Annotated in this window: 30 protein-coding genes; 18 read left to right on the forward strand and 12 right to left on the reverse strand. The window is 56.4% G+C overall.

Going from position 1 to position 26,446, the window contains the following annotated elements:
• The first annotated feature begins 13 nt into the window (after positions 1–13).
• Positions 14–802: an alpha/beta hydrolase gene (locus AC2D8V_RS01340; protein ID WP_484731714.1), complete on the forward strand. Its 789-nt coding sequence runs from the start codon at positions 14–16 to the stop codon at positions 800–802.
• Here AC2D8V_RS01340 and AC2D8V_RS01345 read toward each other — a convergent pair.
• A complete protein-coding gene (locus tag AC2D8V_RS01345; protein ID WP_484731715.1) occupies positions 784–930 on the reverse strand; it encodes a hypothetical protein in 147 nt (48 codons plus the stop codon). The two genes, AC2D8V_RS01340 and AC2D8V_RS01345, sit on opposite strands and share 19 nt — an antisense overlap.
• Between AC2D8V_RS01345 and AC2D8V_RS01350 the strand changes: the two genes are divergently transcribed.
• The 3 genes from AC2D8V_RS01350 to AC2D8V_RS01360 all read left to right on the forward strand — a co-directional run bounded on the left by AC2D8V_RS01350 (position 929) and on the right by AC2D8V_RS01360 (position 3,285).
• Positions 929–2,146 carry a M24 family metallopeptidase gene (locus tag AC2D8V_RS01350; protein ID WP_484731716.1) on the forward strand — a complete coding sequence of 406 codons (1,218 nt, stop codon included), beginning with the start codon at positions 929–931 and terminating at the stop codon, positions 2,144–2,146. The genes AC2D8V_RS01345 and AC2D8V_RS01350 overlap by 2 nt on opposite strands.
• Positions 2,147–2,364: 218 nt before the next feature.
• On the forward strand, positions 2,365–2,628 hold the full coding sequence (locus AC2D8V_RS01355) for a hypothetical protein (protein WP_484731717.1): 264 nt from the start codon (positions 2,365–2,367) through the stop codon (positions 2,626–2,628).
• A 9-nt stretch (positions 2,629–2,637) separates the two neighbouring features.
• Positions 2,638–3,285, forward strand: a complete 648-nt coding sequence (locus tag AC2D8V_RS01360) for a DUF1523 family protein (protein WP_484731718.1) — start codon at positions 2,638–2,640, stop codon at positions 3,283–3,285.
• Positions 3,286–3,306: 21 nt separating this feature from the next.
• Here the strand turns inward: AC2D8V_RS01360 and AC2D8V_RS01365 are convergent, their stop codons facing one another.
• Both AC2D8V_RS01365 and AC2D8V_RS01370 read right to left on the reverse strand, forming a co-directional pair.
• Positions 3,307–3,687, reverse strand: coding sequence for an HIT domain-containing protein (locus tag AC2D8V_RS01365; RefSeq protein ID WP_484731719.1), 381 nt, complete (start codon positions 3,685–3,687; stop codon positions 3,307–3,309).
• 16 nt (positions 3,688–3,703) lie between these two features.
• Positions 3,704–5,281, reverse strand: a complete 1,578-nt coding sequence (locus AC2D8V_RS01370) for a DUF5928 domain-containing protein (RefSeq protein ID WP_484731720.1) — start codon at positions 5,279–5,281, stop codon at positions 3,704–3,706.
• Positions 5,282–5,426: 145 nt separating this feature from the next.
• On the opposite strand from AC2D8V_RS01370, the gene AC2D8V_RS01375 reads away from it, so the two are divergent.
• On the forward strand, positions 5,427–6,245 hold the full coding sequence (locus AC2D8V_RS01375) for a sulfotransferase family protein (RefSeq protein ID WP_484731721.1): 819 nt from the start codon (positions 5,427–5,429) through the stop codon (positions 6,243–6,245).
• Here the strand turns inward: AC2D8V_RS01375 and AC2D8V_RS01380 are convergent.
• On the reverse strand, positions 6,242–7,099 hold the full coding sequence (locus AC2D8V_RS01380) for a hypothetical protein (RefSeq protein WP_484731722.1): 858 nt from the start codon (positions 7,097–7,099) through the stop codon (positions 6,242–6,244). The genes AC2D8V_RS01375 and AC2D8V_RS01380 overlap by 4 nt on opposite strands.
• 127 nt (positions 7,100–7,226) lie before the next feature.
• Here AC2D8V_RS01380 and smpB point away from each other — a divergent pair, with 127 nt between their 5' ends.
• The 3 genes from smpB to AC2D8V_RS01395 all read left to right on the forward strand — a co-directional run bounded on the left by smpB (position 7,227) and on the right by AC2D8V_RS01395 (position 9,863).
• Positions 7,227–7,715 carry an SsrA-binding protein SmpB gene (gene smpB, locus AC2D8V_RS01385; RefSeq protein WP_484731723.1) on the forward strand — a complete coding sequence of 163 codons (489 nt, stop codon included), beginning with the start codon at positions 7,227–7,229 and terminating at the stop codon, positions 7,713–7,715.
• A 104-nt stretch (positions 7,716–7,819) separates the two neighbouring features.
• Positions 7,820–8,674: a 3-mercaptopyruvate sulfurtransferase gene (gene sseA, locus AC2D8V_RS01390; RefSeq protein ID WP_484731724.1), complete on the forward strand. Its 855-nt coding sequence runs from the start codon at positions 7,820–7,822 to the stop codon at positions 8,672–8,674.
• Positions 8,675–8,678: 4 nt separating this feature from the next.
• Entirely contained in the window at positions 8,679–9,863 is a 1,185-nt protein-coding gene (locus tag AC2D8V_RS01395) for an amino acid aminotransferase (RefSeq protein WP_484731725.1), read from the forward strand.
• A gap of 8 nt (positions 9,864–9,871) precedes the next feature.
• Here the strand turns inward: AC2D8V_RS01395 and AC2D8V_RS01400 are convergent, their stop codons facing one another.
• From AC2D8V_RS01400 to AC2D8V_RS01410, 3 genes are all read right to left on the reverse strand, one after another.
• Positions 9,872–10,531: a lipid-binding SYLF domain-containing protein gene (locus tag AC2D8V_RS01400; RefSeq protein WP_484731726.1), complete on the reverse strand. Its 660-nt coding sequence runs from the start codon at positions 10,529–10,531 to the stop codon at positions 9,872–9,874.
• 144 nt (positions 10,532–10,675) lie between these two features.
• Positions 10,676–11,983 carry an ammonium transporter gene (locus AC2D8V_RS01405; protein ID WP_484731727.1) on the reverse strand — a complete coding sequence of 436 codons (1,308 nt, stop codon included), beginning with the start codon at positions 11,981–11,983 and terminating at the stop codon, positions 10,676–10,678.
• A 25-nt stretch (positions 11,984–12,008) separates the two neighbouring features.
• Positions 12,009–12,347 (reverse strand): P-II family nitrogen regulator, encoded by a 339-nt coding sequence (locus AC2D8V_RS01410; RefSeq protein WP_484731728.1) that lies wholly within the window; start codon positions 12,345–12,347, stop codon positions 12,009–12,011.
• 257 nt (positions 12,348–12,604) lie between these two features.
• On the opposite strand from AC2D8V_RS01410, the gene AC2D8V_RS01415 reads away from it, so the two are divergent.
• The gene (locus AC2D8V_RS01415) at positions 12,605–14,791 is read left to right on the forward strand and encodes a transglycosylase domain-containing protein (protein ID WP_484731729.1); all 2,187 of its coding nucleotides are present in this window, start codon (positions 12,605–12,607) and stop codon (positions 14,789–14,791) included.
• Between the two features lie 17 nt (positions 14,792–14,808).
• Here AC2D8V_RS01415 and AC2D8V_RS01420 read toward each other — a convergent pair whose 3' ends face one another.
• Together AC2D8V_RS01420 and AC2D8V_RS01425 are read right to left on the reverse strand one after the other, a co-directional pair.
• Positions 14,809–15,408, reverse strand: a complete 600-nt coding sequence (locus AC2D8V_RS01420; protein ID WP_484731730.1) for an MlaC/ttg2D family ABC transporter substrate-binding protein — start codon at positions 15,406–15,408, stop codon at positions 14,809–14,811.
• Positions 15,409–15,418: 10 nt separating this feature from the next.
• Positions 15,419–16,171, reverse strand: coding sequence for an MlaA family lipoprotein (locus AC2D8V_RS01425; RefSeq protein WP_484731731.1), 753 nt, complete (start codon positions 16,169–16,171; stop codon positions 15,419–15,421).
• A 205-nt stretch (positions 16,172–16,376) separates the two neighbouring features.
• Between AC2D8V_RS01425 and AC2D8V_RS01430 the strand changes: the two genes are divergently transcribed.
• Genes AC2D8V_RS01430 through AC2D8V_RS01455 form a run of 6 tightly spaced genes read left to right on the forward strand, consistent with a single transcriptional unit; the run spans position 16,377 to position 22,206 of the window.
• Positions 16,377–18,113, forward strand: coding sequence for a type I secretion system permease/ATPase (locus AC2D8V_RS01430; protein WP_484731732.1), 1,737 nt, complete (start codon positions 16,377–16,379; stop codon positions 18,111–18,113).
• Entirely contained in the window at positions 18,110–19,414 is a 1,305-nt protein-coding gene (locus AC2D8V_RS01435; protein WP_484731733.1) for an HlyD family type I secretion periplasmic adaptor subunit, read from the forward strand. Before AC2D8V_RS01430 ends, AC2D8V_RS01435 begins: the two co-directional genes overlap by 4 nt.
• A gap of 33 nt (positions 19,415–19,447) precedes the next feature.
• Complete coding sequence (locus AC2D8V_RS01440) at positions 19,448–19,906, forward strand: RidA family protein (protein WP_484731734.1); 459 nt, start codon at positions 19,448–19,450, stop codon at positions 19,904–19,906.
• Positions 19,906–20,673, forward strand: a complete 768-nt coding sequence (locus tag AC2D8V_RS01445) for a glycerophosphodiester phosphodiesterase family protein (protein ID WP_484731735.1) — start codon at positions 19,906–19,908, stop codon at positions 20,671–20,673. The genes AC2D8V_RS01440 and AC2D8V_RS01445 overlap by 1 nt, the downstream gene beginning before the upstream one ends.
• A gap of 49 nt (positions 20,674–20,722) precedes the next feature.
• The gene (locus tag AC2D8V_RS01450; RefSeq protein ID WP_484732639.1) at positions 20,723–21,910 is read left to right on the forward strand and encodes a GNAT family N-acetyltransferase; all 1,188 of its coding nucleotides are present in this window, start codon (positions 20,723–20,725) and stop codon (positions 21,908–21,910) included.
• Positions 21,907–22,206, forward strand: coding sequence for a 4a-hydroxytetrahydrobiopterin dehydratase (locus AC2D8V_RS01455; protein ID WP_484731736.1), 300 nt, complete (start codon positions 21,907–21,909; stop codon positions 22,204–22,206). The genes AC2D8V_RS01450 and AC2D8V_RS01455 overlap by 4 nt, the downstream gene beginning before the upstream one ends.
• A 104-nt stretch (positions 22,207–22,310) precedes the next feature.
• Here AC2D8V_RS01455 and AC2D8V_RS01460 read toward each other — a convergent pair whose 3' ends face one another.
• Complete coding sequence (locus tag AC2D8V_RS01460) at positions 22,311–22,796, reverse strand: redoxin family protein (protein ID WP_484731737.1); 486 nt, start codon at positions 22,794–22,796, stop codon at positions 22,311–22,313.
• 81 nt (positions 22,797–22,877) lie between these two features.
• Here AC2D8V_RS01460 and AC2D8V_RS01465 point away from each other — a divergent pair, with 81 nt between their 5' ends.
• The 3 genes from AC2D8V_RS01465 to AC2D8V_RS01475 are packed head-to-tail and all read left to right on the forward strand — an operon-like array spanning position 22,878 to position 24,848.
• On the forward strand, positions 22,878–24,086 hold the full coding sequence (locus AC2D8V_RS01465; RefSeq protein ID WP_484731738.1) for an NAD(P)/FAD-dependent oxidoreductase: 1,209 nt from the start codon (positions 22,878–22,880) through the stop codon (positions 24,084–24,086).
• Positions 24,083–24,640 (forward strand): 16S rRNA (guanine(966)-N(2))-methyltransferase RsmD, encoded by a 558-nt coding sequence (rsmD, locus tag AC2D8V_RS01470; RefSeq protein ID WP_484731739.1) that lies wholly within the window; start codon positions 24,083–24,085, stop codon positions 24,638–24,640. Before AC2D8V_RS01465 ends, rsmD begins: the two co-directional genes overlap by 4 nt.
• 16 nt (positions 24,641–24,656) lie before the next feature.
• On the forward strand, positions 24,657–24,848 hold the full coding sequence (locus AC2D8V_RS01475; protein WP_484731740.1) for a hypothetical protein: 192 nt from the start codon (positions 24,657–24,659) through the stop codon (positions 24,846–24,848).
• Here AC2D8V_RS01475 and map read toward each other — a convergent pair.
• Both map and sfsA read right to left on the reverse strand, forming a co-directional pair.
• Positions 24,833–25,651 (reverse strand): type I methionyl aminopeptidase, encoded by an 819-nt coding sequence (gene map / locus AC2D8V_RS01480; protein WP_484731741.1) that lies wholly within the window; start codon positions 25,649–25,651, stop codon positions 24,833–24,835. The genes AC2D8V_RS01475 and map overlap by 16 nt on opposite strands.
• 64 nt (positions 25,652–25,715) lie before the next feature.
• Positions 25,716–26,423: a DNA/RNA nuclease SfsA gene (gene sfsA / locus AC2D8V_RS01485; RefSeq protein WP_484731742.1), complete on the reverse strand. Its 708-nt coding sequence runs from the start codon at positions 26,421–26,423 to the stop codon at positions 25,716–25,718.
• Positions 26,424–26,446: the final 23 nt, after the last annotated feature.

Genomic DNA, 26,446 nt, shown 5'->3' on the forward strand with positions numbered 1-26,446 from the left:
AGGGTTGATACAAATGAAGTCTTTGGACGATGCATATGCAAATGCGCCATACATAGAGGGTGCCGAGGACTTTCCACCACGGTGGGAGAAAGCAGCGGCGCAGATGCGGGAAAGCTTGGGTAGCCGTGCCGAACTGGCATTACCGTATGGTCCTTCCGCTCGACAGGTGTTTGATTTCTTTAACGCCGAGGGTGATGCGCGGGGCACGGTAATTTTTGTGCACGGCGGGTATTGGAAGGCTTTTGATCGCAGCTCATGGTCGCATCTTGCCAGAGGCGCACTTCTAAACAAATGGTCGGTGGCCATGCCGGGATACGATCTTTGCCCGCAGGTGCGCATTTCTGACATCACGCGTCAGATCGCGCAGGCCGTAACCTGCATTGCCGCCAAGACGACAGGCCCGATCGGACTGACTGGTCATTCGGCGGGGGGGCAGCTTGTTGCGCGTATGTCTGACCCAGCAGTCCTACCTGACGACATTCGTCAGCGCATCGTCCGCATCGCGCCAATTTCACCAGTGGCAGACCTGATGCCCCTGCTGCAAACCACGATGAACGAGCAATTGCAGCTGGACCCTGCAGAGGCGCAGGCCGAAACCGTTACCAACAAACCGCAACCCGAAGGTGTTGTTGTGAAGATTTGGGTCGGTGCTGAGGAACGGCCGGTCTTTCTTGAGCAGGCAACAGCACTATCCGAGGCGTGGAACGTGCCTCAGGTCGTGGTGCCCGAAAAACACCATTTCGACATCATAGACGCGCTGGAACAGCCAACCAGCGACATCGTTCAATTCCTGACGACGTAATTGAGCTTGATCGAAAGACTGCGTTGGGCGTAGACCACGGCTAGGTGGCAGATGATGGCGTCGTCTGCCGGGATGCCTGCTTTGTCCTGAACGCCGGGGCCTTTCTTGTTCACAGGAGGGTCTGACATGACCAACACTTTTCACAATCGACCTCAGATGTATCGCTACCACAATGGCGAAAAGGCGCCTCTGCCCTTTGCAGTGGCTGAATATGAAGCGCGTATTGCGGACCTGCGCGAACGCATGGCAGCAAGCGAAGCTGCTGCGGCTGTCTTCACGTCCATGCACAACATCGCCTATTACTCAGGGTTTTTGTACTGTGCGTTTGGCCGCCCCTACGCGCTGGTTGTTACTCGGACTGATTGCGTGACGATCAGCGCCGGAATCGACGCAGGCCAACCATGGCGCCGCAGCTTTTGCGACAACATCACCTATACAGATTGGCAGCGTGACAATTTTTGGCGCGCAGTCGCGAGCGTGACAGGAACCAACAAGATCATCGGTTATGAAGGGGATCATCTTTCCCTGATGCAGCGTGACAAGATGGAAGATTTCCTGAAACCGCTCTCCATCGTCGACCTGTGCGAAACAACGATGCAGCAGCGGATGAATAAATCGCAGGCAGAAATTGAATTGATCCGCAATGGTGCGCAGGTCGCAGACGTGGGCGGATACGCTATTCGAGAGGCGATCAAATTAGGTGCGCGCGAAATCGATGTCGCAATGGCAGGGCGAGACGCGATGGAGTACGAAATCGCCAAGCGTTTCCCGGACGCGGAGTATCGCGACACTTGGGTCTGGTTTCAGTCCGGCATGAACACAGACGGCGCGCACAACCCGGTCACGTCACGTGAATTGCAGCATGGCGACATTCTGAGCCTGAATACTTTCCCGATGATTTCGGGGTATTACACCGCGCTGGAGCGCACTCTTTTCCTGGGTGATGTTGATGCTGAAAGCCTGAAGCTTTGGGAGGCCAACGTCGCCGCGCACGAATTTGGCATGAGCCTGTTAAAGCCCGGCGCCCGCTGTTGCGACATCGCTTTGCAGATCAATGATTTTCTGCAGGAGCGTGACCTGCTTGACTATCGGACATTTGGTTACGGGCATTCTTTTGGTGTTCTCAGCCACTACTACGGCCGCGAGGCAGGGCTTGAATTGCGCGAGGATATCGAAACGGTACTGCAACCCGGCATGGTCGTGTCGATGGAACCGATGCTGACGGTTGCCGAAGGGAAACCGGGCGCCGGCGGGTATCGAGAGCATGACATTTTGGTCATTACCGATGATAGCCACGAAAACATCACTGGGTTTCCCTACGGACCGGAACACAACGTCATCTGAAAAGAGACCAGCTAAAACGCCGAAAGCAAAGGTTATCGGCCCTCTTAGGGTTCGATGGCAAAGGGGATGGCGGCTGCAAAATGCCGCCCCCCGGTTCGGGCATCGCGCCAGTCTTCAAGGGGCGGTGCGAGAAACGGCAGCGAATTTAACGGTTTCGGGTGCAACTTCGTTCGTCGATGATTATATCAACATCGAATAGGCGAACGAAGGGGACTGTTTTGGCTATACTGCGCATTGCAATCGTAGCATTGATTTTTCAGACGGTGATCTTTGCCTCACTGTGGCTTTATGCCCGCGCAAAACGGCGTGAAGTTCTCGAATCTGAATGGGCGGTCAAAGAGAACGCCGTTCCCCGCGAAGCCTATATCAAAGCCGGGCTCACAGCCTATGAAACGCCGTTGAAACGCAAGCTGATCTGGGGTGCTTATGTGATCCCGAGCGCGCTGATCATCCTGCTGCTTTTTGTAACGTCAACCGACTGAGGCTTGCTGATGTTTTACATAAAATGGTTTTTGATCCTGAGTTTCTGGCTGCTGGTCGGGGCGTTTTTTCATTATACGCTGCCGCAGGTAGATATCGCCCGCATCACAGATACCTATGAAAAGCGCGAGGTGCCCGGCGCCAACAGTCTGTTCTGGTCACGTGGCGATGCTGGCAGCGGCACCGATCCCAGCGGGCGCGATGTATTTTTCATCCAGTCGCGACTCGTCAACGACAAGGTCATGGTCTACCGCAACGAAGACACCGGCTGGGGGTGGCCTCCGTATTTCAAGTTTGACACGTCAAACCTGCAAGCAGAGGCAGTTGATCTGAGGTCAACGGCGACCGACCCGCAGTATGTCGCTATCCGCCATTATGGCTGGCGTGCCGAGTTTTTGTCGATTTTTCCAAATGCGGTTTCAGTCTGGCCAGTGGACGGTCCGGATGCCAGCAAGCCTTTGCCGTGGCGAAATATCCTGATCCTCTCTGTCGTTGCTGCAATCTGGTACGCGATCTGGGTCCGGTGGCGCAGATTTCGCGCAGCGCGCATAGATCCCACACTGGAAGATTTGCAAGACAGTTGGGAGGCCACCGAAGATGCCGTCGCCGAGCGCGGCAGCCGTCTGCGCCGCTGGTGGTCAGGGCGAAAGCACCGCTAAGGGCCTGTACAGGCCCTTAACTCAGTCAGCCCTTGATACCATTGGTCCGATATTCCGCCCCCCAAGGACATGGACGTGCAGGTGGGGCACCTCTTGCACGCCGTGCGCCCCTGCGTTCGAAATCATGCGGAACCCCTCACCCGCAGTGAGCGTCACGCCTTCCAACCTGCAGACTTCGCCGACCGCGCGGACGTAATCGACGATTTCGGTGTCGGAGGCCTCGGCCGCGAAGTGATCGAAGCTGACGTACGCGCCTTTCGGAATAACCAGCACATGCGTCGGCGCCTTTGGGTACAAATCGCGGAATGCGAGGCTATGCTCAGTTTCCAGAACAGTGGTATTCGGGATCTCGCCCCGCAGAATCTTGGCAAAGATGTTTTGGTCGTCGTAGGTGTAGCTCATCGCAAGGCCTCAGGTCTCAATCGGCAAACAGATGCTTAGTGTTCGCGATATCCCACGCGGTCGCAACCGGTAGCGACATAAATTCAGCCAAAGCCTTGGCATTTTCACTTACGTCTGCCTTTTCCCGCATCCTTGTGAGGTTGCCGAAGTCTGCGTCTCTGATGCGGTCACTCTCGAAAACGATGTCATTGCGCATGGTGGGCAGCAGCCGCTCCATCGTTTCGCTCGACGTTTGCTCTCCGGCCAGACCCACGCGCAGCGCGTGGCCGACAAGGTACGCGTCCGAGAAATTGCACTCGATCTCCAGAATACGGGTTTTCGAGCGATCGGTGGCGAAATCCTGCAAAAGCTCGATGTTGCCCGGGTCCATGCAGACAATCATCCGGTCGGTTTCAAAATAGTCGAACAGCATCCGCATCAGCGCCCGCCGGTGCCGCGTACGCTTGCCAATGGTGGCCTGAATGCCGCCCAGATCGGGCAGCGCCGCGTCCTCTTCGTTGAAAACGTATTCGACGGCAGGAACGTTCGACACCTGCCTGATTTGCTCTAGCAGGCGTTTGGCAACATGCCATTTCTTGCACACGATGATCATCAACTCGCGCTCGCGACCAAGGGTCGATTCCGTTTCCCAGAACCGGGTGGCAAAGCGGCGCCCGATCCGGCCACGCCCGGTCAGGAACTTGAACAAGCCTGGGCCTTCTCCGGATATCTGAAACTCGACATCGGATGCGGCGTATAGATGCCCAAGGCGTCGTTTCAGATCCGAAGCTTCCGGGCTGATCTTGCGTGCGAAAAGGTAGTCCTGACTGACAAGCATGTCGTAGTGATCATTGTAAAACGTGACGGGCATGCCGTAGTCCGTAAACATCAAGAATGTCAGCGTGCGGCTTTTGATTTCATCTTGGGGGATCAGGTGTGGCACGATCGTTTGAAAAAACGTCTCGTCCGGAATCCAGGTCGTGGAAAAGAACCGCATCACGTCGCGACGTGTGCGAATGAATTCCAGCACCTTTTCCACGGTTTGACGCCTCAGGCACCACCATTGGCTTCCGATCCGGATTTGCAGATCCCGTGGCAAATCCCGTTTGATCCCCAGTTTCTGCTGAAGCGCCATCGCACCGTAAAACAGTTTTTTGTATTTTCGCTCGTTGAAGTAGTGGCGGTAGATGAGCCGCTCTTCCTTCATGCCGGTCTTGATCCAGTCGCTTTCGAAATAGTCGAAGGTCTCGATGAAATCTGCATCGTTTTCATCAAGAAACCGGTGCGCATATTCCGCCGTCTTGATCGCCATGCAGTCGCCGGAGAGCATGTAGAAGTGGGTGGCTCGGGGGTAGGCTGCTACGGCGGCCTCAACCGCGTTGATCGTGGCCTGCACCAGCGACCATTCCCCCCAGCCGCACCGCACACGTTTTTTGGCAAAGGTCACATTTGCGTTGCCGCTAAGCGCCGATTTGATTTTTTCGAAATCGTCCGCGCTTGCGCTGGCGTCGAAGTGAATGGTCATGTAATCGCCAGCCGCCGTCAGGCGCGCCGCCTGCCTAATGATGGCATCGGGGTCCTTGTGACACAGAAGAATATAGGCGATTTTTGACACGGGTTGTTTAAGCGACTGCTGTTATTCTTTGCCTGTGCTATCTTGATAAGCGTGAAGGTCGATTGAATAAACCGAATTTATTTGCTTTTTTACATCCAAGGCGCAAAGGGAACGAACCCGAGAGGCCGAGCAGGAGACGAAAAAGATGGGTTTCCCCGGAACCTGGATGACGGAAAGCCAAAGCGTGGTGTACCGCGTCGTGCCCAAATGCGCCTGCTCAACGATTGGTCAGATCATGTACTATTCTGATCACGGGCGTTTTTTTGATGGCGATATACATGACGCAAAAGAGGGGCTTCACAAGTGGGCGCTGGACGCAAGTCAGGGGCCGATCAGTGACAATGTCCAATCGCACCATTCCTTCGCATTCACATGCGTGAGAAACCCGTATACGCGCATCTTAAGCTCGTTCTTCGACAAGATCTGCGGAATTCAGCGAAACGGCAATCGTTATCGCGGCAACCTTGTCCCTCAACTCGTGCAGAAATACGGGATAGATGTGGGCGGCCCGGATGGTCAGGCAGAGTTCGACCAAATCGCCTCCTTCCGTCGGTTCTTGCTGTTTGCACGGGACACGATCCGTTTTCGCAAGCCCATGGACCCCGACATCCATTGGTCAGCAATGTCGGGTCATGTTTCTACATTCATTGTGAACGGCGGACGCTACGACAAAATTTTTTGGACCGAAGACTTTAACGCAGGCATGCAGGACGTTCTGGATGCAATTGAGACGCCGCATAATGTGGCTCTTGATGATGTTCCTCGTTTTAACGAAAGCGAGGGCCACGGCCCCAAACGTCTGCATCCGGTCAAAGACTATTTCGACGATCTGTCGATGCATCTGGTCTACGAGATCTACAAGCGAGACTTTGAAGTCTTCAAATACGACTTCGAAGACCCGAGCAACAAGATGCCAGTATCCGAGATAGACTTGGATGAAGTACACGCCAAACTGGGCGATTAATCGCGTTCGCCTGTGAACGGGCCCAACATGCTGGTGCGGTAGTCCACCTGAAAGATGTGATTATAAAGCTGGGCAACCCACTGTTTGCCTTCCATCGTCTGTTCCAGATGGACAAGTGCGGGCCCGATCAGCGGTTGAACTTGTGACCAGAAAAAGTCGGGAAACTTTTCCATCAGGTCAACTGCGCTGTCGTACCCCAATTTCTCTGCCATGCCGGTTTCGGCAAACTCCAGATACAGCGCCCCGATCTTGCGGTGATAGAATGGATCCGCCATCTGGCCGATCAAATCTGCGGCGCGCACCAGTGCAGGTTCGTTCGTAGTAGATTGGTAGTGCCCATCGCTGGGTACGGGAAACCGGGTGAAATCGATTGCTTGCGCGATTCGTTCCTCGTCAATCAACGCCGATCCGCGAAAACGGCTGCGCGCGTACATCATCCCGCGGTCCACATGATAGGGTGCAAGAAAGGCATCAGACGCGCCGCGTGGGGGGGCGATTGTGTTGCCTTTGTCGTCAATGACGACAAGCCCGTCCTGATCCCCCTCGCAAATGTCACGCAGGTATCCAATGTCGTGTACCAAAAGCGAAATGATGTAGTGTAACCAGTCTTCGGGCTGGACTGCCTCTTTTACCAGCCTGCCACGCATGATCTGCTGGCCCACCAGTGTGACCATGATCGTATGTTCCGCGTTGTGGTAAAGCGCGTCGGAATTGGCCAGACGCTCGAGGATCATTTTCGCACTGCCATTGATGTAGGCGGCGTATTCCGGGTGCCTGCCAGAAAAGTACTCCAGAAATGTCTCGGAGAGGTGACTGCCGAAAGACGCGGCAAGGGTAGCGGTCGGGTTGAACATTCAGGTCTCGAATAATGTCTGATCGCGAGGATCAGTATACACGTTTTTTGACAATGTGGGTATTTCCGTTTGGACAAGCCTGTGCGACCGACTTGCGTGGCGCGCAACGGTGGCCTACATCACGCCAATGGCACAGGTGAAATCGTCTTCCAAGTCTGACCCAAACTACAAAGTCGTCGCGGAAAACCGTCGCGCGCGGTTCGATTACGCGATTGAAGAAGACGTCGAATGCGGCATCGTACTGGAAGGTTCTGAAGTGAAGTCGCTGCGTAACGGCGGGGCAAATATCGCCGAAAGTTACGCCGCCGTGGAGGATGGCGAACTGTGGTTGGTGAACAGTTACATCGCGCCCTACAGCCAGGCGAAAACATTTCAACACGAGGAACGTCGCCGGCGCAAGTTGCTTGCCAGCCGCAAGCAACTCGCTGATTTTTGGAATGCGACCCAACGCAAAGGCATGACGCTGGTGCCGCTTGTACTCTATTTCAACCATCGCGGTATGGCCAAGATCAAGATCGGGGTCGCCAAAGGCAAAAAGGTACACGACAAACGCGAAACCGCAGCCAAGCGCGACTGGTCACGGCAAAAATCGCGGTTGCTCAAAGATCACGGCTAAGCGCCTTTCGGCGGCTCTTTTTTCCAACTGGTCGCAGCGCCGCCCTTGCAAGCCTTGTGCAGCAGCGTTAGGCAGAAGCGTTTTTGCAGCGAAAGGACGGGCTCGTGGCGGAAGATCCAAAAACACTGGTTTCGACAGATTGGCTGGCCCAGCATCTTGGTGATCCTGATCTGCGTGTACTGGATGCCTCATGGTACTTGCCCGAAGCAGAGCGCAACGCGCGGCAGGAATACGAAGACGGACACATCCCCGGCGCGCGGTTCTTTGACATCGACGAGATATCGGACAAGTCATCAGATTTACCGCATATGGCGCCACCGGTAGAAAAATTCATGTCCCGGATGCGTGCTATGGGCGTTGGTGACGGGCATCAGGTAGTGGTCTACGACGGTGCCGGGTTGTTTTCAGCCGCGCGTGTCTGGTGGCTTTTCAAGCTGATGGGGCATGCGGATATTGCTGTACTGGATGGTGGCTTTCCAAAGTGGCAGTCAGAAGGTCGGGACATCGAAGATATGGCACCCGTCGTCCGGGACAGGCACATGACGGTCCGGTTTCAAAACCACCTTGTACGCGATGTAACCCAAGTGTCCGCGGCCTCCAAGCTGGGTGACCATGTGATCGTTGATGCCCGCGCCGCGAACCGGTTTCGTGGTGACGCGCCAGAGCCGCGCGAAGGTCTGCGCTCGGGTCACATTCCGGGCGCGCGGTCGGTCCCTTACACATCGCTGCTAAATGAAGATAAGACAATGAAGTCGCCAGAGGAAACGCGGGCTATTTTCGTTGCCGCCGGGGTCGATCTGGAAAAGCCGGTCATAACGACATGCGGATCGGGCGTGACAGCGGCGATCCTTGCCCTTGCGCTTGAGCGGCTGGGCCATCCCAACTGGTCACTTTATGACGGTTCCTGGGCCGAGTGGGGGATGTTTCCCACCGTGCCCGTTGCAACAGGAGAAGCTTGAGCCGATGTTTGAAAACCTGCAATCCCGCCCCGCTGACGGCATCCTCGCCCTGATGCAAATGTACCGCGATGATCCGCGCGAAACGAAAATCGACCTTGGCGTCGGGGTGTATAAAGATGCCACCGGGCTGACGCCGATCATGCGTGCGGTCAAATCGGCAGAGCATCAATTGTGGGAAACGCAAGACACCAAAGTTTATACCGGTCTTGCTGGCGATCCCGCTTTCGCGGATGCAATGATTTCGCTGGTACTGTCGGATGCGGTGCCGCGCGGCAACATCGCAGCGGTAGCAACCCCCGGCGGCACTGGTGCGGTACGGCAGGCGTTCGAACTGATCCGCATGGCACGACCCAACGCGCGGGTTTTCGTGTCTGACCCCACGTGGCCCAATCACATCTCGATCCTGAACTATCTGGATATGGAGATCGTGCGCTACCGCTATTTCGATGATGAAACCCGCGGTGTCGACTTTGATGGCATGATCGAAGATCTCAAAACGGCAAAGGCTGGTGATGTCGTTCTGCTGCACGGCTGCTGTCATAATCCCAGTGGGGCCAATCTCAATGCAACCGAATGGCAGGCTGTGATCGACGTCTTGTTGGAAACCGGCGCGGTGCCGATGATCGACATCGCCTATCAGGGTTTTGGTGACGGGCTCGAAGAAGATGCCGCCGCGACGCGCAAAGTTGCTGCGGCAGTACCTGAGTGCCTGATTGCGGCAAGCTGCTCAAAGAATTTTGGTATCTATCGGGAGCGAACCGGTCTTTTGATGGCCATCAGCGGGAACACAGGTGCCCGCAAATTGCATCAGGAAACGCTGGCATTCCTCAACCGCCAGAATTACAGCTTTCCACCGGATCATGGCGCCCGTTTGGTGACGATGATCCTGAACGACGATGCCCTTCGCGCAGATTGGCAGGCAGAACTGGAACAGGTGCGCAATTCCATGCTCGGACTGCGGCAGCAGTTGGCAGACGAATTGCAGCGGCTGTCAGGTTCTGATCGTTTTGGCTATCTGGCTCAGCACCGCGGAATGTTTTCGCGTCTTGGCACCACGCCTGAGAAAGTTGAACTGATGCGTGAAAAGAACGGCATCTACATGACCAGTGACAGCAGGATGAACATTGCCGGGTTGAACACAAACACCATCCCTGTATTGGCAAAGGCGATCGTCGACGCCGGTGTTTGACCTCTGTCTCAGTTAAGGTCTTCATCCTTCCAGTATTTGGTACCGTTTGCGTTGGCGTTCAGACGCCAACCTGTCTTGTCGAGTACGAAAAAGGATCGTCCTCCGGTGAATTGAACCTCGGTTGTAGTACGCTCTTCGCCCTTCATGGCCCCGGCATCAGCAGAGGCGTCGTATCCCTGTTCAACGAAGCGTTCAAAATCGACCGGGGTTTCGAACATTATGACGAATTGCGACTCAAAGCCGCCAATGCCGAATGCCGCGCCGACGCCGCCGGTGCCCATCTGCATATAGGTCCGCGTTCCGTTGGTGCTGACGGCAACACCACGGCCATAACCCGCTTGAAGCGGGAAGACAGAAATGCGTCGCATGTCAAAGGCGGCATATCCCGCACTGATTTGATAGGCCTCGGCAGCCTGAGGGTTTTCGGCCAGTAGCCGTGCCATAACATCATCAGACATTGCGTCCAGTTTTGCGCGAGTGGCCTGTGGAGTTTCTTCGTTTTTCACCAAATCGTTCGTCGAATCCATGGCATCGCCAACGGCTTCTGCACCTTTTTCGATGGCTCCGCCGATCGCTTTCAACCCGGAGCCAACTTTGCTGCCAACCGAATCGGCGTATGCAGGCGCGGCCAGCACGATCCCGACCAGTGCAACGACCTTGTTTTTCATGGTTTCCCTCCTCAAATACTGCTCAAGCAAGCAATATGGTTCCTTGGGCTGCTTTCAATGAAAATATGGGTTGTCTTGCGCAGTACGCACAAAAAACCCGGGCGCGAACGCCCGGGCCAGTAGGAACCCCTATGGGAGGAAGGGTTAGCCTTTGGCGAACTCAGGATAGGCTTCCATGCCGAGTTCGGATGTATCGAGACCGTTGACTTCGTCCTCTTCGCTTACACGAATACCCATGACGGCTTTGAGGATGAACCAGACGACCAGTGAGGCAACGAAGGTGAACACACCGTAAGCGATGATGCCTGTCAGCTGTGTCATCAGGCTGGCTTCGCCGTAGAAGATCACCGCGATTGTGCCCCAGATACCCGCAAAGAGGTGAACAGGGATCGCACCGACAACGTCGTCGATCTTGAACTTGTCGAGCATTGGAACCGTCAGGACGACGATGATGCCGCCAACAGCGCCGATCCAGAGTGCGCCGAACAGGGTCGGTGCAAGAGGCTCGGCTGTGATGGATACGAGACCCGCCAACGCGCCGTTCAGAACCATTGTGAGGTCAGGCTTTTTGAACATGACCTGTGACAGGATGAGGGCTGTGACCGCACCGGCTGCCGCCGCCATGTTGGTGTTGGCAAAGATACGCGATACGTCGGAAACGTCGCCCACGGTACCCATTGCGAGTTGCGAACCGCCGTTAAAGCCGAACCAACCGAGCCACAGGATAAACGTACCCAAGGTGGCGAGTGCGAGGTTCGAACCTGGCATTGGGTTAACTTTGCCGTCCTTGTACTTGCCCAGACGCGGGCCAAGAACGATGGCACCGGCCAGAGCGGCCCAGCCGCCTACGGAGTGTACAACTGTCGAACCGGCGAAGTCAGAGAAGCCCATTTCGGACAGCCAGCCGCCGCCCCACTGCCACGAGCCGGAGATCGGGTACATAAAGCCGGTCAGAACGATCACAAAGACCAGGAAGGGCCAGAGTTTGATACGTTCAGCCACAGCGCCAGAGACGATGGAGGCTGTTGCCGCAACAAATACGAGCTGGAAGAAGAAGTCAGAACCAACCGAGGCGTAATCCAGAGCTGCGTCAGCTGCTGCTACGCCCACTGGGTCGAGAACCGTTTGACCACCGATGGCGAAGTAGCCGTTAAAGTCGCCTGGATACATCGTATTGAAGCCCACCAGCCAATACATAATGGCCGCGATGGAGAACAGAGCGATGTTCTTGGTCATTTGCATGGTGACGTTCTTGGAGCGGACCAAGCCGCCTTCGAGCATCGCAAATCCTGCAGCCATAAAGAAGACGAGGAAACCTGCCATGCAGAAAAGCAAGGTCGTCATGATATAAGGGCCGATTTCATCAAAGCCCGGGGCCGCGTCCTGCGCGAGCGCCAGCGACGGCAGCGCGGTCAGCGCCGCTGCGGTGGCGAGTGTTTTCAAGTGTGTCATAGTGTTATCCCTAATTATCGCAGCGTTAGAGCGCGTCTTCGTTGGTTTCGCCGGTACGCACGCGAACGGCCTGATCGACTGAGAGGACAAAGATTTTGCCATCGCCGATTTTGCCGGTTTGTGCGGTCTTGGTGATTGTATCGACGATCTGGTCCACGGCGGATTCCGCCACCACGATCTCGATTTTCACTTTCGGCACAAAATTTACGGCGTATTCAGCGCCGCGGTAGATTTCCGTATGCCCCGACTGAGAGCCGAAGCCCTTGATTTCTGTGACCATCATGCCGCGCACGCCAGCTTCGGTCAGCGCTTCGCGGACCTCTTCCAGCTTGAAGGGCTTGATTGTTGCAATGATGAGTTTCACCTCGTGTCCCCTTAACTTTGGCAGGTCGCCCTGCGGTGGTTGCCGGTGCAGATAACGACACGCGTTCATATCTTTGAAAGTTTCAGGGGCTGCTTTTGCTCCGGCGGTGGCGGTAATTGATTAAAAAATAGGACAATTTGAAAATATGCCTAAATATTAATCAAAATAAAGATTGCTCTGTGACGCAACGGTGGCTCAACAATTCCACCCATTCACGATAAAAGGATGAAAACAAAGGTGGGCCGGGCAGGTTCTTCATGAGTGATTCACGCAAAGGCAGAAAGCCGCTGGTGGCTGAAAAACGTTATGCCAGCAAACGAACGGCGACCAAGTCAAAGGCGCCGCGCCGGAGCAAGCGTGCGCGCAAGGCACCTCCGCGTCGTGGCGGCATTCTGGGTTTTTTCGAGCGCATCGTGCGATGGGTGCTGCGGCTGATCTGGCGCATCACTTTGCGGGTAGGAATTGTGGCCTGTCTCGCGCTGGGGCTTGTCGTGGGGTACTACTACACAACGTTGCCGCCCGCTGCGGACCTGCTGGATGGGCGCGCGCGCGGATCGGTGACACTGCTGGACCGCAATGGCGAAGTGTTTGCCTGGCGGGGAGATCAGTTCGGTGGCGCGATCACAGCGGAAACCGTCTCGCCCCATCTGAAAAACGCTATTATCGCTACGGAAGACCGCCGCTTCTACCGCCACTTTGGTTTGAGCCCGCGTGGCATTGCCAGTGCTGTGCGCATCAACCTCAGCGAAGGGCGCGGCCCGTTGTCTGGTCATGGAGGGTCAACGATCACGCAGCAAACCGCGAAGTTGTTGTGCCTTGGTGTGCCATTCGATCCTGCCGTGCAGACAGAGGAAGAGTACGAGCGCGATTGTCGGCGCGGCACGATCCAGCGCAAGGCAAAGGAAGCGATTTACGCGCTTGCGATGGAAGCGAAGTATTCCAAGAATGAAATACTCACGATCTATATGAACCGCGCTTTTCTGGGGGCAGGGGCGCGCGGGTTTGAGGCTGCCAGCGAAAGGTATTTTGGCAAGTCTGCAGCAAACGTGAGCCCGGCAGAAGCTGCCATGCTGGCAGGCTTGCTGGTCGCTCCTACACGGTTTGCCCCCACAAATGATCTGACACGATCGCAAAATCGGGCGGCCACTATCGTTCGTCTGATGAACGAGCAGGGCTACCTGAGCGATGAAGAAGCCCGGTACGCTCAGGCGAATCCTGCGCAGTTGTCGCAAGCGGCCGAAGCGCGCGCCGGCGGCTACTTTGCCGACTGGGTGATGTCGTCAGGCCCAGAGTTCTTTACCCGCAAAACCACCGAAGACGTGGTGATCAAGACCACATTGGACCAGAACATGCAGCGGGACGCCGAGGAAGCGCTGAAGTGGGTTTTTGAAAACAAGGTGCGTGAAGGAAGCAAAGCGCAGGCGGCGATTGTCGTTATGTCGGCTGACGGTGCGGTGCGCGCCATGGTTGGCGGGCGCAATACCAAGGTCTCAGGGGCGTTCAACCGTGCAGTGCAGGCAAAACGTCAAACCGGATCAGCCTTCAAGCCTTTTGTTTATGCGGCGGCGCTCGATTTGGGCTATTCTCCAAATGACACCGTTGTGGATGAGCCACTGACGATCGATATCCCGGGCTCTGGACCGTGGTCGCCACGAAATTACACTAACAATTATTACGGTCGGGTGACCCTGACCCAAGCGCTCAGAGACAGCCTGAACATACCGGCCGTAAAAGTGTCTGAGTTTGTGGGGCGCGAACTTGTCCGGCAGGTTGCAACGCAGTTTGGACTGGAAAGCGATCTGGCAGCAGGGCCTGCTCTTGCACTTGGCGCGTCCGAAAGCACGCTGATTGAAATGACCGGTGCATATGCGGGAATTCTGAACGGTGGCTCATCGGTGCAGCCATACGGGTTAATCGAACTGAGCCTGATGGGTGAAAGCGAGCCGCTCATGGGCACGGGCGGGGGCATCGGCGAGCGGGTCATTCAGGAGCAGGCCGCAGGCCAATTGATCTATATGATGGAAAAGGTCGTGTCCGAAGGCACGGGCCAGCGCGCATCTTTTGGTGGTCGCCAGCTTGCCGGAAAAACCGGAACGACCCAAGCGGCACGGGATGCTTGGTTTGTCGGGTTTTCTGCGGACTATGTCGCAGGTGTCTGGATGGGGTATGACGATAATACACCCCTGACCGGCGTGACAGGCGGCGGGTTGCCCGCCGAAATCTGGCGCGAAACCATGTCAAGGATACACGCTGAAGTGCCGGCGCGCGCTTTGCCGATGATTGGGCCGGAACAAGCTGGGCGCACACGCGAGCAAGACGCGCCAGCCAGCCCCAACGGTGGGGGCGGCGCAGTTGGGTTGCTGGAAAACCTGCTCAACAGCATCCTTGGAGGTGGCAGCAGCGCGGCACCGGCGCCGCCACGCTCAAGCGGTTCTGACAGGTAACAAGTTGGCCCGCAGGCTCAGCCAGTCACTTTCAAATCGCGAATAAGTGCGTTGATATCACCGCCGCGCTTGTCGAGCATCGCGCCAATCTCTGTGCGCTCCGTCAGCAGAAGATTTACGCCTTCGATGTAAATGTTGAAGAACTTGTCCTGTCCGGAGCGGTCCGAGACATGGAAAGCAACCTCGTAGGGGTTTTGGCCCTGAAGGTAGACCGTGGTTTTGATCTCATATCCCGACCGGATAGCGCGGGCGGATTCTACCTCTACGCGCCCGCCGATAAAGTCGCGGAACCGCCGGCCGTATTTGCGCGAGATGTAGCCGGAAAAGGCGTCGGAGAAAGCACGTTTCTGGGCGTTGGACGCCGACCGGCCGTCATTGCCCAAGGCGTATTGCGCCATGATATTCACGTCAGCATAGCGTTGGAAAAGGCGTTCGAAATCGCGCAGGATCGCCGCGTCGGATTTCCCTGACGCGATTACCTTGTTAATATCTTCGATGACACGATCCACCAGTTGGCGTGCGCCGCGTTCTGTGAGGGCCCACGCAGGTGCGGCCGTGGTGCCCGCCATCGCAAGTGTTCCCAGAAGAAATCCTCGGCGGTTCATTGAAACAGGCATAGCGTCCTCTTTACTGCTCATAAGGGTCGACTGTGAAAGGGTCTACCTCCTCGGTTGCACTACCTTCAAGCTCAAACCGGCGGTTTTGCAAGTAAATGGATCGTGACTGCGCATAGCTGTCGGCACTGTCGTACAGAACGGAATCGATCGTACCCTTGAACTTGTCGCGATTATTCAGCGCGGAACCGACATACGCCGTTGGCGGGATATATCTCTCAGGGCTTGTATCGATCGTTGCAAGCGTCAGCGGGTTCGTGAAGAAATCCGTGACAAAACCGACTGCGTCACGTTGAGTAGAGGGCCCTAAAAACGGCAGTTCAACATACGCGCCTTCGCCGACACCCCACACGGCAAGTGTTTCACCGAAGTCTGTTTCTTGGTCGGGTATGCCCAGTTCGCTGGCGGCATCCACAATACCGCCTATTCCGATCGTTGTATTCATGGCGAACCGAACGACAGAGATGCCCGCGCCTTTCAAGTTGCCCTGCAAGAGGTTGTTTATTGCGTATCCAGGCGTCGACAGGTTGTCAGAAAAGTCGTTTACCCTGTCGCGAATTTCAACCGGAACTACCGCATACCCTTTAGAAACCGGTCGAACCAACTCCTTGTCGAACCCCTTGTTAAAAGCATGAATGTTGCGATTCTGCTTTTCGTAGGGATCGTTTACCCCATCTGTCCGCTCAGCAGGGTCCTGATATGTGGTGCAGGCAGTCACCGACAGCGCCGTGACGAGTACCAGCGCTGCGCGCGCAAAAACCTGCATGGGGTGAGAAACTAGCAATGGAGTTATCCTACGAATTTGACTAATGCTGACCTAAGTACTTTGACGGTGAAGGCCAGAGGGCGACATTGTGGAATAAATATGATGTGGCAGTTGAGCGACAGGGCCAAGGTTGCATCTTACACTAGGTTACCAACGCTTCACAAAGGCATAATATATACCTCTCGGAATACGTGAAAGGATGCGTATGCAAGATGCATATGTGAAAATAGGTCGTCAAGAACTGCGGCAAGTTCTTGCCAAAAACAAAAGTCTTTTTTGGGCTGTTGGCCTTTTTAGCTTATTCGCTAACCTTTTGATGCTGACCGGTCCGCTTTACATGCTGCAGGTCTACGACAGGGTGCTGGGCTCCGGCTCCGAAGAGACGCTGATAGCCTTGTCGCTTCTCGTCGTCTTCATGTACTCGGTCATGGGGGTGCTGGATTACACTCGTGGCCGGGTCATGGCGCGCGTCGGGGCTCGGTTTCAATCCGATCTCGACCGACGCGTTTTTGACGCGGTGATCCGAAAGTCTGCGGTCGCGCCCGATGTCAGAACGCAAACCGGTCTCGCCGATCTGGAGGCGGTGCAGCGATTGTTGACATCACCAGTGCTGATGGCCTTTTTTGATATGCCTTGGACGCCGGTTTTCTTTATTGGCATTTTCATTTTTCACCCCCTTTTGGGGTATCTGGCGCTGGTTGGTGCTGCAGTGCTGATCGTGATCACCATCGCGAACCAGATTTTGTCCAAACGACCGCAGGCACAAGCTAGTTCGGCGTCACATGTCGCCGGTCTCATGTCCGAACAGATACGCACCGAAGCTGAAATGGTGCAATCCATGGGGATGCGTGACGCGGCATTCAATCGCTGGCAAAAGCAGCGTGGCAGCGCGTTGCAACATCAGGTGGACGCGACCGATGTAAGCGGGACTTTTACGTCGATGACCAAGACGATCCGGTTGTTTTTGCAATCGGCCATGCTTGGGCTGGGGGCTTGGCTGGTTCTGCAAAATGAGCTGACGCCAGGTGCAATGATCGCAGGTTCCATCCTTTTGGGCCGCGCGCTGGCGCCGGTAGAAATGGCGCTCAACCAGTGGCCTGTTGCGCAACGTGCCCGCAAGGGTTGGGAAAATATCAGCGAATTGCTCGGCGCGGTGCCGGTTGAAAAACCCAAAACCGCTCTGCCGCAACCAAAGGCACGGCTTGTGGCCAAGAGTCTTACCGTTGTGCCCCCCGGGGAAAAGCAGGCGTCACTCAAGGCGATTAATTTTGACGTACAGCCTGGTCAGGCGGTTGGTGTGATTGGTCCTTCCGGTGCGGGCAAGTCCACACTGGCGCGCACCCTGACAGGCGTCTGGGCGCCTGCCGGCGGTTCCATCCGGTTGGACTCCGCGGCGCTGCATCAGTACGATCCGGCGGTTCTGGGTCAGCATATCGGCTATCTGCCGCAGCGCGTGCAGCTGTTTGATGGAACGATTGCCGAAAACATCGCCCGCCTTGCCGAAGTTCCCGACGATGCCAAAGTCGTGGCAGCCGCCAAGGCAGCCGCCGCGCATGAGATGATCCTTGAATTCCCGCAAGGCTATGACACGCCTATCGTTACAGGTCAGGCGCGTCTGTCCGGCGGGCAAATGCAGCGCATTGGCCTTGCGCGGGCACTCTACGGTGATCCTGTGATTGTCGTGCTCGACGAACCGAACTCCAACCTCGACAACGTCGGATCTCAGGCGCTGAACACGGCCATCCGCAACCTCAAAAAGGACGGGCGGTCGGTGTTGATCATGGCGCACCGTCCGGCGGCTATTCAGGAATGCGACACTCTGATGGTTCTGGACAACGGAATGCGCGTCGCTTTCGGCCCGAAAGATGAGGTGCTCAAGGGCATGGTGAAAAACTTCAAACAAATTCAATCGGCGCCTACCGCTGCGGGGGGCGTGACATGAGCGAACAAAAAAGTTGGTCAGCGCGTCGTCACGTAATTATCGGGTTCATCGGCTTGCTGGTGCTTGTCGGCGGTTTTGGAAGTTGGGCCGCAATCAGCCAGATTTCAGGTGCGATTGTTGCTTCCGGCCGGTTTGAGGTCGATCAGAACAGGCAGGTCGTACAGCATCAGACCGGTGGCACCGTGGCCACGATCATGACCGACGAGGGAGAGTCGGTCGAAGCAGGGCAATTGCTTATTCAACTCGATGGCGTGGAACTGCGGTCACAGCTTGCGATCACCGAAGGACAACTCTTTGAGTTGATGGCACGGCGCGGCCGGCTCGAGGCTGAACGCGACGGCACTGATATTATCTCGTTTGACGACGAATTGCTCGAGGTCGGCCAAGCCGATCCCGATGTACGCGAATTGATTGACGGGCAGACAAACCTCTTTTTTGCCAGACGCGAGTCAATCGCGCAGGAAATTGAACAGCTTGGCAAACGTGCCAACCAGATTTCCAGCCAGATTGAAGGCATTGAAAGTCAGGAAAAATCTCTTGGTGAGCAGTTGTTGCTGATCGAAGAAGAGCTTGCAAATCAGCAGTCACTGCTGGATCGCGGGTTGGCACAGGCGGGCACAGTGCTCAACCTGCAGCGCGAGTCGGCCCGGTTGAACGGCGAGCTTGGCGAGCTTGCTGCGAGCAAGGCACAAGCCGAGGGTCGCATCACCGAAATCGACATCGAACGGCTCAAACTAGGTACTCGGTCCCGTGAAGAGGCCATCACCAGATTGCGCGATCTGCGCTACCGCGAACTTGAATTGGTGGAACAGCGTAGCGCGCTTGAGGGCGAATTGGACCGCATGGATATCCGTGCGCCGGTTTCTGGCATCGTCTATGGCATGCAGGTTCGGACGCCACGCTCGGTTGTGCGCGCCGCGGAACCTTTGATGTATTTGGTACCGCAAGACAGGCCGCTGGTTGTCGCGGCGCGGGTGGACCTGATCCACATCGATCAGCTTATCTCAGGGCAGGAGGTCAGCCTGCGTCTGTCGGCGCTTGATCAGCGCAACACACCTGAGCTTTATGGCGAAGTTGTCCAAATCTCGGCCGATGCGTTCGAGGATGAAGTCACCGGTCAAAGCTATTACCGCGCGGAAATCATCCTCAATCCGGGCGAGATGAGCAAGTTGCCTGAAGGTACCGTATTGATCCCCGGAATGCCGGTGGAAGCCTTCATCAAGACGGGTGATAGAACCCCGATTGCTTATCTGGTCAAGCCGCTGGCAGATTACTTTTCCCGTGCCTTTCGCGAAAGCTGATCCGCGGCGCGGACCACTTACAAGGAGACTAACATGAGCATTACCGACCGCCTCGCCGAGCTTGGCGTGACCCTGCCTGACGCCCCTGCGCCTGCGGCGAACTACGTTCCTTATGTGGTTGAGGGAAACACCGTCTACGTTTCCGGCCAGATTTCTGCAGGACCAGACGGGTTCATCACCGGAAAGCTGGGCGAAACGATGTCCGTCGAAGACGGCGCCGCCGCGGCCAAAAGCTGCGCAATCAGCCTTTTGGCGCAGCTCAAATCTGCATGTGGCGGTGATATCGAGCGTTTGAAAAAGGTGGTCAAGCTCACTGGGTTTGTGAACTCGACTGGCAGCTTTACCGAGCAGCCCAAAGTGATCAACGGGGCCTCTGACTTTTTTGTTGAAGCGCTTGGAGATCGCGGACGCCACGCGCGCTCTGCTGTATCTGCAGCTTCGCTACCGTTCGGCGTCGCTGTCGAAATCGAAGCGATATTCGAAATTGACTGATGCCGCCGCGTTTGCCGAAAGAATTTTTGGATGCGCCTCTGGCGCATCGCGCGCTGCATGATGTGAGTGACGGCAGGCCGGAGAACAGCATCGCTGCCGTCAAAGCGGCCATAGATGCGGGCTACGGGATCGAAGTCGACGTCCAGCTTAGTGCGGATGCGCAGGCAATGGTATTTCACGATTACGCGCTTGCGCGATTGGCCGAGGCAGAGGGGTTGGTCAAGGAGCATTCAAGCGTTGCCTTGGCTGATATACCTTTGCGCGGTGGCGCCGAAGGCGTACCAACGCTTCAAGACGTTTTGTCCGTGATTGACGGTCAGGTTCCGGTCTTGATCGAAATAAAGGATCAGGACGGCCAGATGGGAGAAGGTGTCGGCCCGTTGGAGCGTAGTGTTGCTGCCGCGCTGTCAGGGTACTCTGGCCCGGTGGCGGTCATGTCTTTCAATCCCAACAGCGTCAAGCTGATGGCGGCGCTTTTGCCTGACGTCCCGCGCGGGCTTGTGACAGACGCTTTTGACCCTACGCACTGGGATCTCCCCGAACATGTCTGTGCGCCATTGCGCAAAATCGAAGCTTATGAAGCGGTCGGAGCCACCTTTGTCAGCCACGATTGTCGCGACCTTGAACGCGCGCGGGTTGCGGAGCTGAAAGCCAGTGGCGCGGACATCCTGTGCTGGACGGTGCGATCGCCGCAACAAGAGGCGCAAGCACGCAAAATCGCGGAAAATATTACATTCGAAAGCTATCTCGCACCTCTTGGCGCTTGAACCTTGCGAACCTGAGCACAGGTAATGGAGCATGGCAGAGGCGAAACGGATGCAGCAACAAGAAGTTGAAATACGGGTCGTCGGCTCCTTGCGAGAAATACCCGAGGCGGCGTGGGACGCCTGTGCTTGTCCGGAGGCAACCGATGGCCGGCCACCGCGAGACCCCTTTACAACACATCGTTTTCTAAAAGCTCTGGAAGACAGCGGGTCTGTCGGTGCGGGCACCGGATGGCAGCCGCAGTACCTGACCGCATGGATTGACGAGCTGATGATCGGTGCGGCTCCGATGTACGCCAAGTCACATAGTCAGGGCGAATACATTTTTGACCATAACTGGGCGCATGCCTACGAGCGGGCTGGCGGTCGCTATTACCCGAAGCTGCAGATCGCCGTGCCGCATACACCCGCGACCGGGCGGCGCTTCCTTGTGCGCCCCGGGTTTGAAGAGACGGGCACAGCGGCCTTGGCACAAGGCGCCGTCCAACTGGCATCCAATAACCGTATCTCATCTGTGCATGTCACGTTTTGCACGCATGAGGAGGCGGAAAGAGGCGAAGCTTTTGGTCTGCTGGCGCGTAAAAGCCAGCAATTTCACTGGGAAAACGACGGCTATCAAACGTTTGATGACTTTTTGGCCGGTCTGAGTTCGCGCAAGCGGAAGAACATCCGCAAGGAGCGCGCGGGTGCACAGGCATTTGGCGGTACTATTCATCAGTTCAGTGGCGATGAACTTCAACCTGAACATTGGGACGCTTTTTGGGAGTTCTATCAGGACACTGGTGCGCGCAAATGGGGTACGCCTTACCTGACGCGGCGGTTTTTCGATATTGCACAGGACACCTTGCGCAAGGACATGGTGCTGGTTCTGGCCGAACGGAACGGGCGTTGGGTTGCCGGAGCCCTGAATTTTGTCGGTGCGGACACGCTCTTTGGACGCTATTGGGGCTGCACGGAGCATCACCCGTTTCTGCACTTCGAATTGTGCTATTATCAGGCGATCGATATCGCGATTGCGCGCGGTCTCGGTCGGGTCGAGGCCGGGGCGCAGGGTCAGCACAAGCTGGCTCGGGGCTATCTGCCCACGGCGACATGGTCCTTGCACTGGATTGCGGATCCGGGTTTTCGTGATGCCATCGCGTCCTATCTGGAAGCTGAGCGCGAAGCCGTTGAAGAGGAAATTGACGTGCTGACGGACTACGGCCCGTTCAGGCGCGTCGACATTGAGGAACAACAATGACCGAGAAATTAAGCGACGAGACACGCGGGCCGCTTCTGGAGCCACTCTTTGAAAGCGGCTGGCAGATGGCGCAGGACCGGGACGCGATCGCCAAAACGTTTGTATTCGATAACTTTGTAGATGCTTTCGGCTGGATGACGCGGGTGGCCTTCTGGGCTGAGAAATGGAACCACCATCCTGAATGGGACAATGTTTACAAGACGGTCAATGTCGTGCTGACCACACATGACGTAGGCGGTCTGAGTACACTGGATGCCAAGCTGGCGCGCAAAATGGACGCCTTGTCAGAGGCGTGACGGCCCGTTTTGGGACAGTTCTGATCCAACGGAAAAAGCCCCGGATACCCGGGGCTTTTGTACTATTTTTTGTCTGGCGGTTCGCGGCAATGGTGCTTTTCGGGTCAAATCGCTTCGATGAAGCGGTCTCCGGTGGAAAGGTCACACACTCCCGGCTCGTCTATGTTGAGTACCTTTACCACGCCATCCTCAACCAGCGCGGCGTAGCGATTTGACCGATTAATAAACCCTAACGGTTCCACGGTGAATTCGGCACCGACGGCCTTGGTGAAGGATGCATCCGCGTCGGCCAGCATCTCGATGCCTGCGGCGGTGGCGCCCGTGCTTTCGCCCCAAGCCTGCATCACGAACGGGTCGTTGACTGCAACGCAGTAAACGCCATCAATGCCTTTTTCTCTAAGGTCATCCATCACGCGCATAAAGCTTGGAAGATGTGAGGTCGAGCATGTACCGGTGAAGGCTCCCGGAAGCGCGAAAACAACTGCTTTTTTGCCGGCAAGCTTATCCGACAGGCTGACCCGAGCGGGTCCGTCGTCGCTCATGACAGACATCTGGGCGTCGGGGAGAGTATCGCCTACGTTGAGTTTCATTTTGCACAGCCTTCCTGTTCAGTGTTACGTGCTGAAAACATAGACCACGCGCGCGGCGTGACCAGTCACAGGAGGTGTCCCATGTCACATATTATCGTCGTAGGTGCCGGGCAGGCCGGTGCGTCGTTGGTGGCAAAGCTGCGTAACGGCGGTTATGATGGAGACATCACGATGATTGGCCGCGAGCCTGTCGCACCGTATCAGCGACCGCCTTTGTCGAAAGCCTATCTGCTGGGAGACATGTCTCTGGATCGACTCTTTTTGAGGCCTGAAAGTTTCTATGCAGAGCATGCGATTGACCTGAGAACAAACACTTGCGTTGACAGTATTGATCCGGCGCAAAAAGCTGTCGCCCTAGCGGGTGAAACGATGAACTACGATCAGTTGGTATTGACCACAGGGTCGGCCCCGCGGCGCCTTCCTGCGGCGGTCGGTGGCGATCTGGGCAACGTGTTCGTGGTCCGGGATCTCGCGGACGCAGATGCCATGGCCCCGCATTTTAAAGAGGGTGCGCGCGCCTTGATTGTCGGGGGCGGTTACATCGGGCTGGAGGCAGCGGCCGTAGCGGCGAAATCCGGTGTGCATGTGACCTTGGTCGAAATGGCTGACCGCATATTGCAGCGCGTCGCGGCACCTGAAACCAGCGATTATTTTCGTGCGTTGCACGTTGGGCACGGCGTCGACATGCGGGAAGGTGTTGGTTTATCGCGCCTGACCGGGGCGGACATAGTAGATGGTGCAGAACTGACTGACGGAACCGCGCTGCAGGTTGATTTCGTCATCGTCGGGGTTGGCATCACTCCCGAAACCGGACTGGCCGAAGCCGCAGGTCTGCGGATCGATAACGGCATCTGTACGGATGCGCAGGGCCGCACGTCAGCGCCGGATATCTGGGCCGCGGGCGATTGCGCCTCGTTTCCATATCGCGGCGCACAAATCCGGCTGGAAAGTGTGCCCAATGCGATCGATCAGGCGGAACTTGTGGCGGAGAACCTGATGGGTGCGGGCAAGGACTATCTTGCCAAGCCGTGGTTTTGGTCAGACCAGTATGATGTCAAGCTGCAGATTGCCGGACTGAACACCGGATACAACAGAATTGTCAGCCGGCGGGGCGAGGGGCAAACCGCATCGTTCTGGTACTATGCGGATGACAAGCTGCTGGCAGTTGATGCAATGAATGATCCGCGCGCCTACATGATTGGCAAACGCCTGATCGAGGCAGGCAAGACGGCCGATCCGCAGATCGTCACTGATCCGGCGGCTGACCTTAAAACGCTTTTGCAGACGTGAGGATTATCGCAGGCAAGCACCGCAGCGTGACCCTTGCGGCGGTGGGAAAGGGCGATGCGGCAGCGCACCTGCGACCGACCACGGATCGGGTCCGGGAAAGCCTTTTTAACGTTTTGACGCAATATGACCGTTTCGACGGTGCGCGCGTACTGGACTTGTTCGCGGGCACCGGTGCTCTGGGGTTGGAAGCCCTGTCACGCGGCGCCGAACATGTGACTTTCGTTGATCAGGGCCGCGTCTCGCAACGGATATTACGCGAGAATATCACCAAACTTAGGGCCGCCGATTGCACGCAGGTCATTACTCGGGACGCGCGCCGGATGCCGCCCTGCGCGGATCAGCCCTGTAGCCTCGTTTTTCTTGATCCGCCTTACGGAAAAAACCTTGGGGACGCCGCACTGGCATCTGCGGAATCTGGCGGCTGGATCGCTGAAGACGCATTGATCGTATGGGAAGAAGACAGCGTTATGGCGCAACCGTCTGGTTACGAATGCGCGGATACGCGGCAATATGGCGATACATTCGTAACCCTGCTCTTAAAAACCCGCGGATGATATGGTATCGTAACCTATGGTTGCTTTGACGTTTTCACAGTTTTGGAGCGGGCCCACAGCGTCGCGCGCTCGAACTGCGCCGCCGCGCCGCAGGCCCGCGCCAGTCTTTATCGGCGACGCGGTCCAGCCGTTCGCCGGCGAGACGATGCTGTTGGCGCTGCTGCGCGAAGAAGCCAAGCGTGATAGCGACGATCAGTCGGAAGCGTAAGTTGGATGAAACAGACCGCCGGGTGACAACGTAAAGATTTCCGCGCCATCAGCGGTGACGCCGATTGAGTGTTCAAACTGCGCCGACAAAGATTTGTCGCGCGTTACGGCCGTCCAGTCATCGGAAAGCGTCTTTGTCTCCGGTCGCCCAAGATTGACCATGGGTTCGATGGTAAAGAACATACCCTCTTCGAGCACCGCACCGCTGCCCCGGCGTCCATAGTGCAGAACGTTGGGCGGCGCGTGGAATACGCGACCGAGACCGTGACCGCAAAAGTCGCGCACGACGGACATGCGATGGCTTTCCACAAAGGACTGGATGGCATAGCCGATGTCACCAAATGTATTGCCCGGTTTGACTGCTTCGATACCGAGCATCAGCGCGTCATGGGTCACCTGAATCAGTCTTTCGGCTTTTCTTGGCAATTTGCCAGCGACGTACATACGGCTTGTGTCGCCGTACCAGCCATCGACGATGACTGTGACGTCGATATTCAGGATGTCCCCGTCCTTGAGAGTTTTGTCGCCGGGAATGCCGTGACACACCACATGATTGACCGAAATACAGCTAGCGTGCTTGTAGCCCTTGTACCCGATAGTAGCAGAAGTAGCGCCCGCTTCTTCGACCATTTCTGTGATCTTGTCGTCGATCGCACCGGTCGTTTGCCCGACAAAGACGTGTTGCGCAACATCGTCCAGAATACGCGCCGCGAGCGCGCCCGCTGTGTGCATTCCGGCGAAATCGTCGGGTTCGTAAATTCTGATCCCGTCTTTTGTCTGACGGCCTCGCAGATCTTTGTTCACTTCGGTCTCCGTCGTGGGTCTTGCTGGCGTTCTATCCTGCAGTGCTTCCAAACACCAGTCCGTGTCAGATGTTGATGCACAAAGGCTCGGACACAGTGACGCCCTTTGGCGAAATATTGGTCCCCAGACACAGAATTTCAACGCCTTTTCCGGCGGCTGTGTCGTATGCTGCGGCATAGGTCGGGTCAATGTCTCGGGCCAAGCCGAAGGTGCTGCAGTCAGTGCGCTGGACAAGATAAAGCATCAGCGCACGATGCCCGGCGTCCCGCATGGCGGCAAGTTCACTCAGATGTTTGGCACCGCGCGCGGTGACGCTGTCAGGAAACTCTGCGTGGCCAGTATCACGGCAGAGCGTCACGCTTTTAACTTCGATGTAAAGGTCGGGCAAACCGGGTTCAGAGAGCAGAAAGTCAATCCGACTGTTTTGCCCGTATTTCACTTCTGGGCGAACAAGGTTGTACTGTTCAAACGCCGGAATTTCGCGGGCCAAGAGCGCAGATTTCAGTGCCCTGTTTGCTACACTGGTATCGACGCCGGTGAAATGGCCGTTTTCGTGATCGACCAGCCGCCATCCGTATTTGAGCTTCTTTTTCGGGTCGTCGTTCGGTTCCAGCCAGACACGTGTACCCGGCTCGGCCAGCCCCATCATCGAGCCTGGGTTGGCGCAATGTGCGGTGATCTCGGCGCCGCTCTGCTCTAGCACGCAATCTGCCAGAAACCGTTTGTAACGTCGGAGCAGTCGGGCGGGGACAAGTTCGGTTTGAAAGCGCATGGAGGCAGGTCTATACCTGCCTC

The organism is Roseobacter sp. YIN89 (assembly GCF_057219365.1).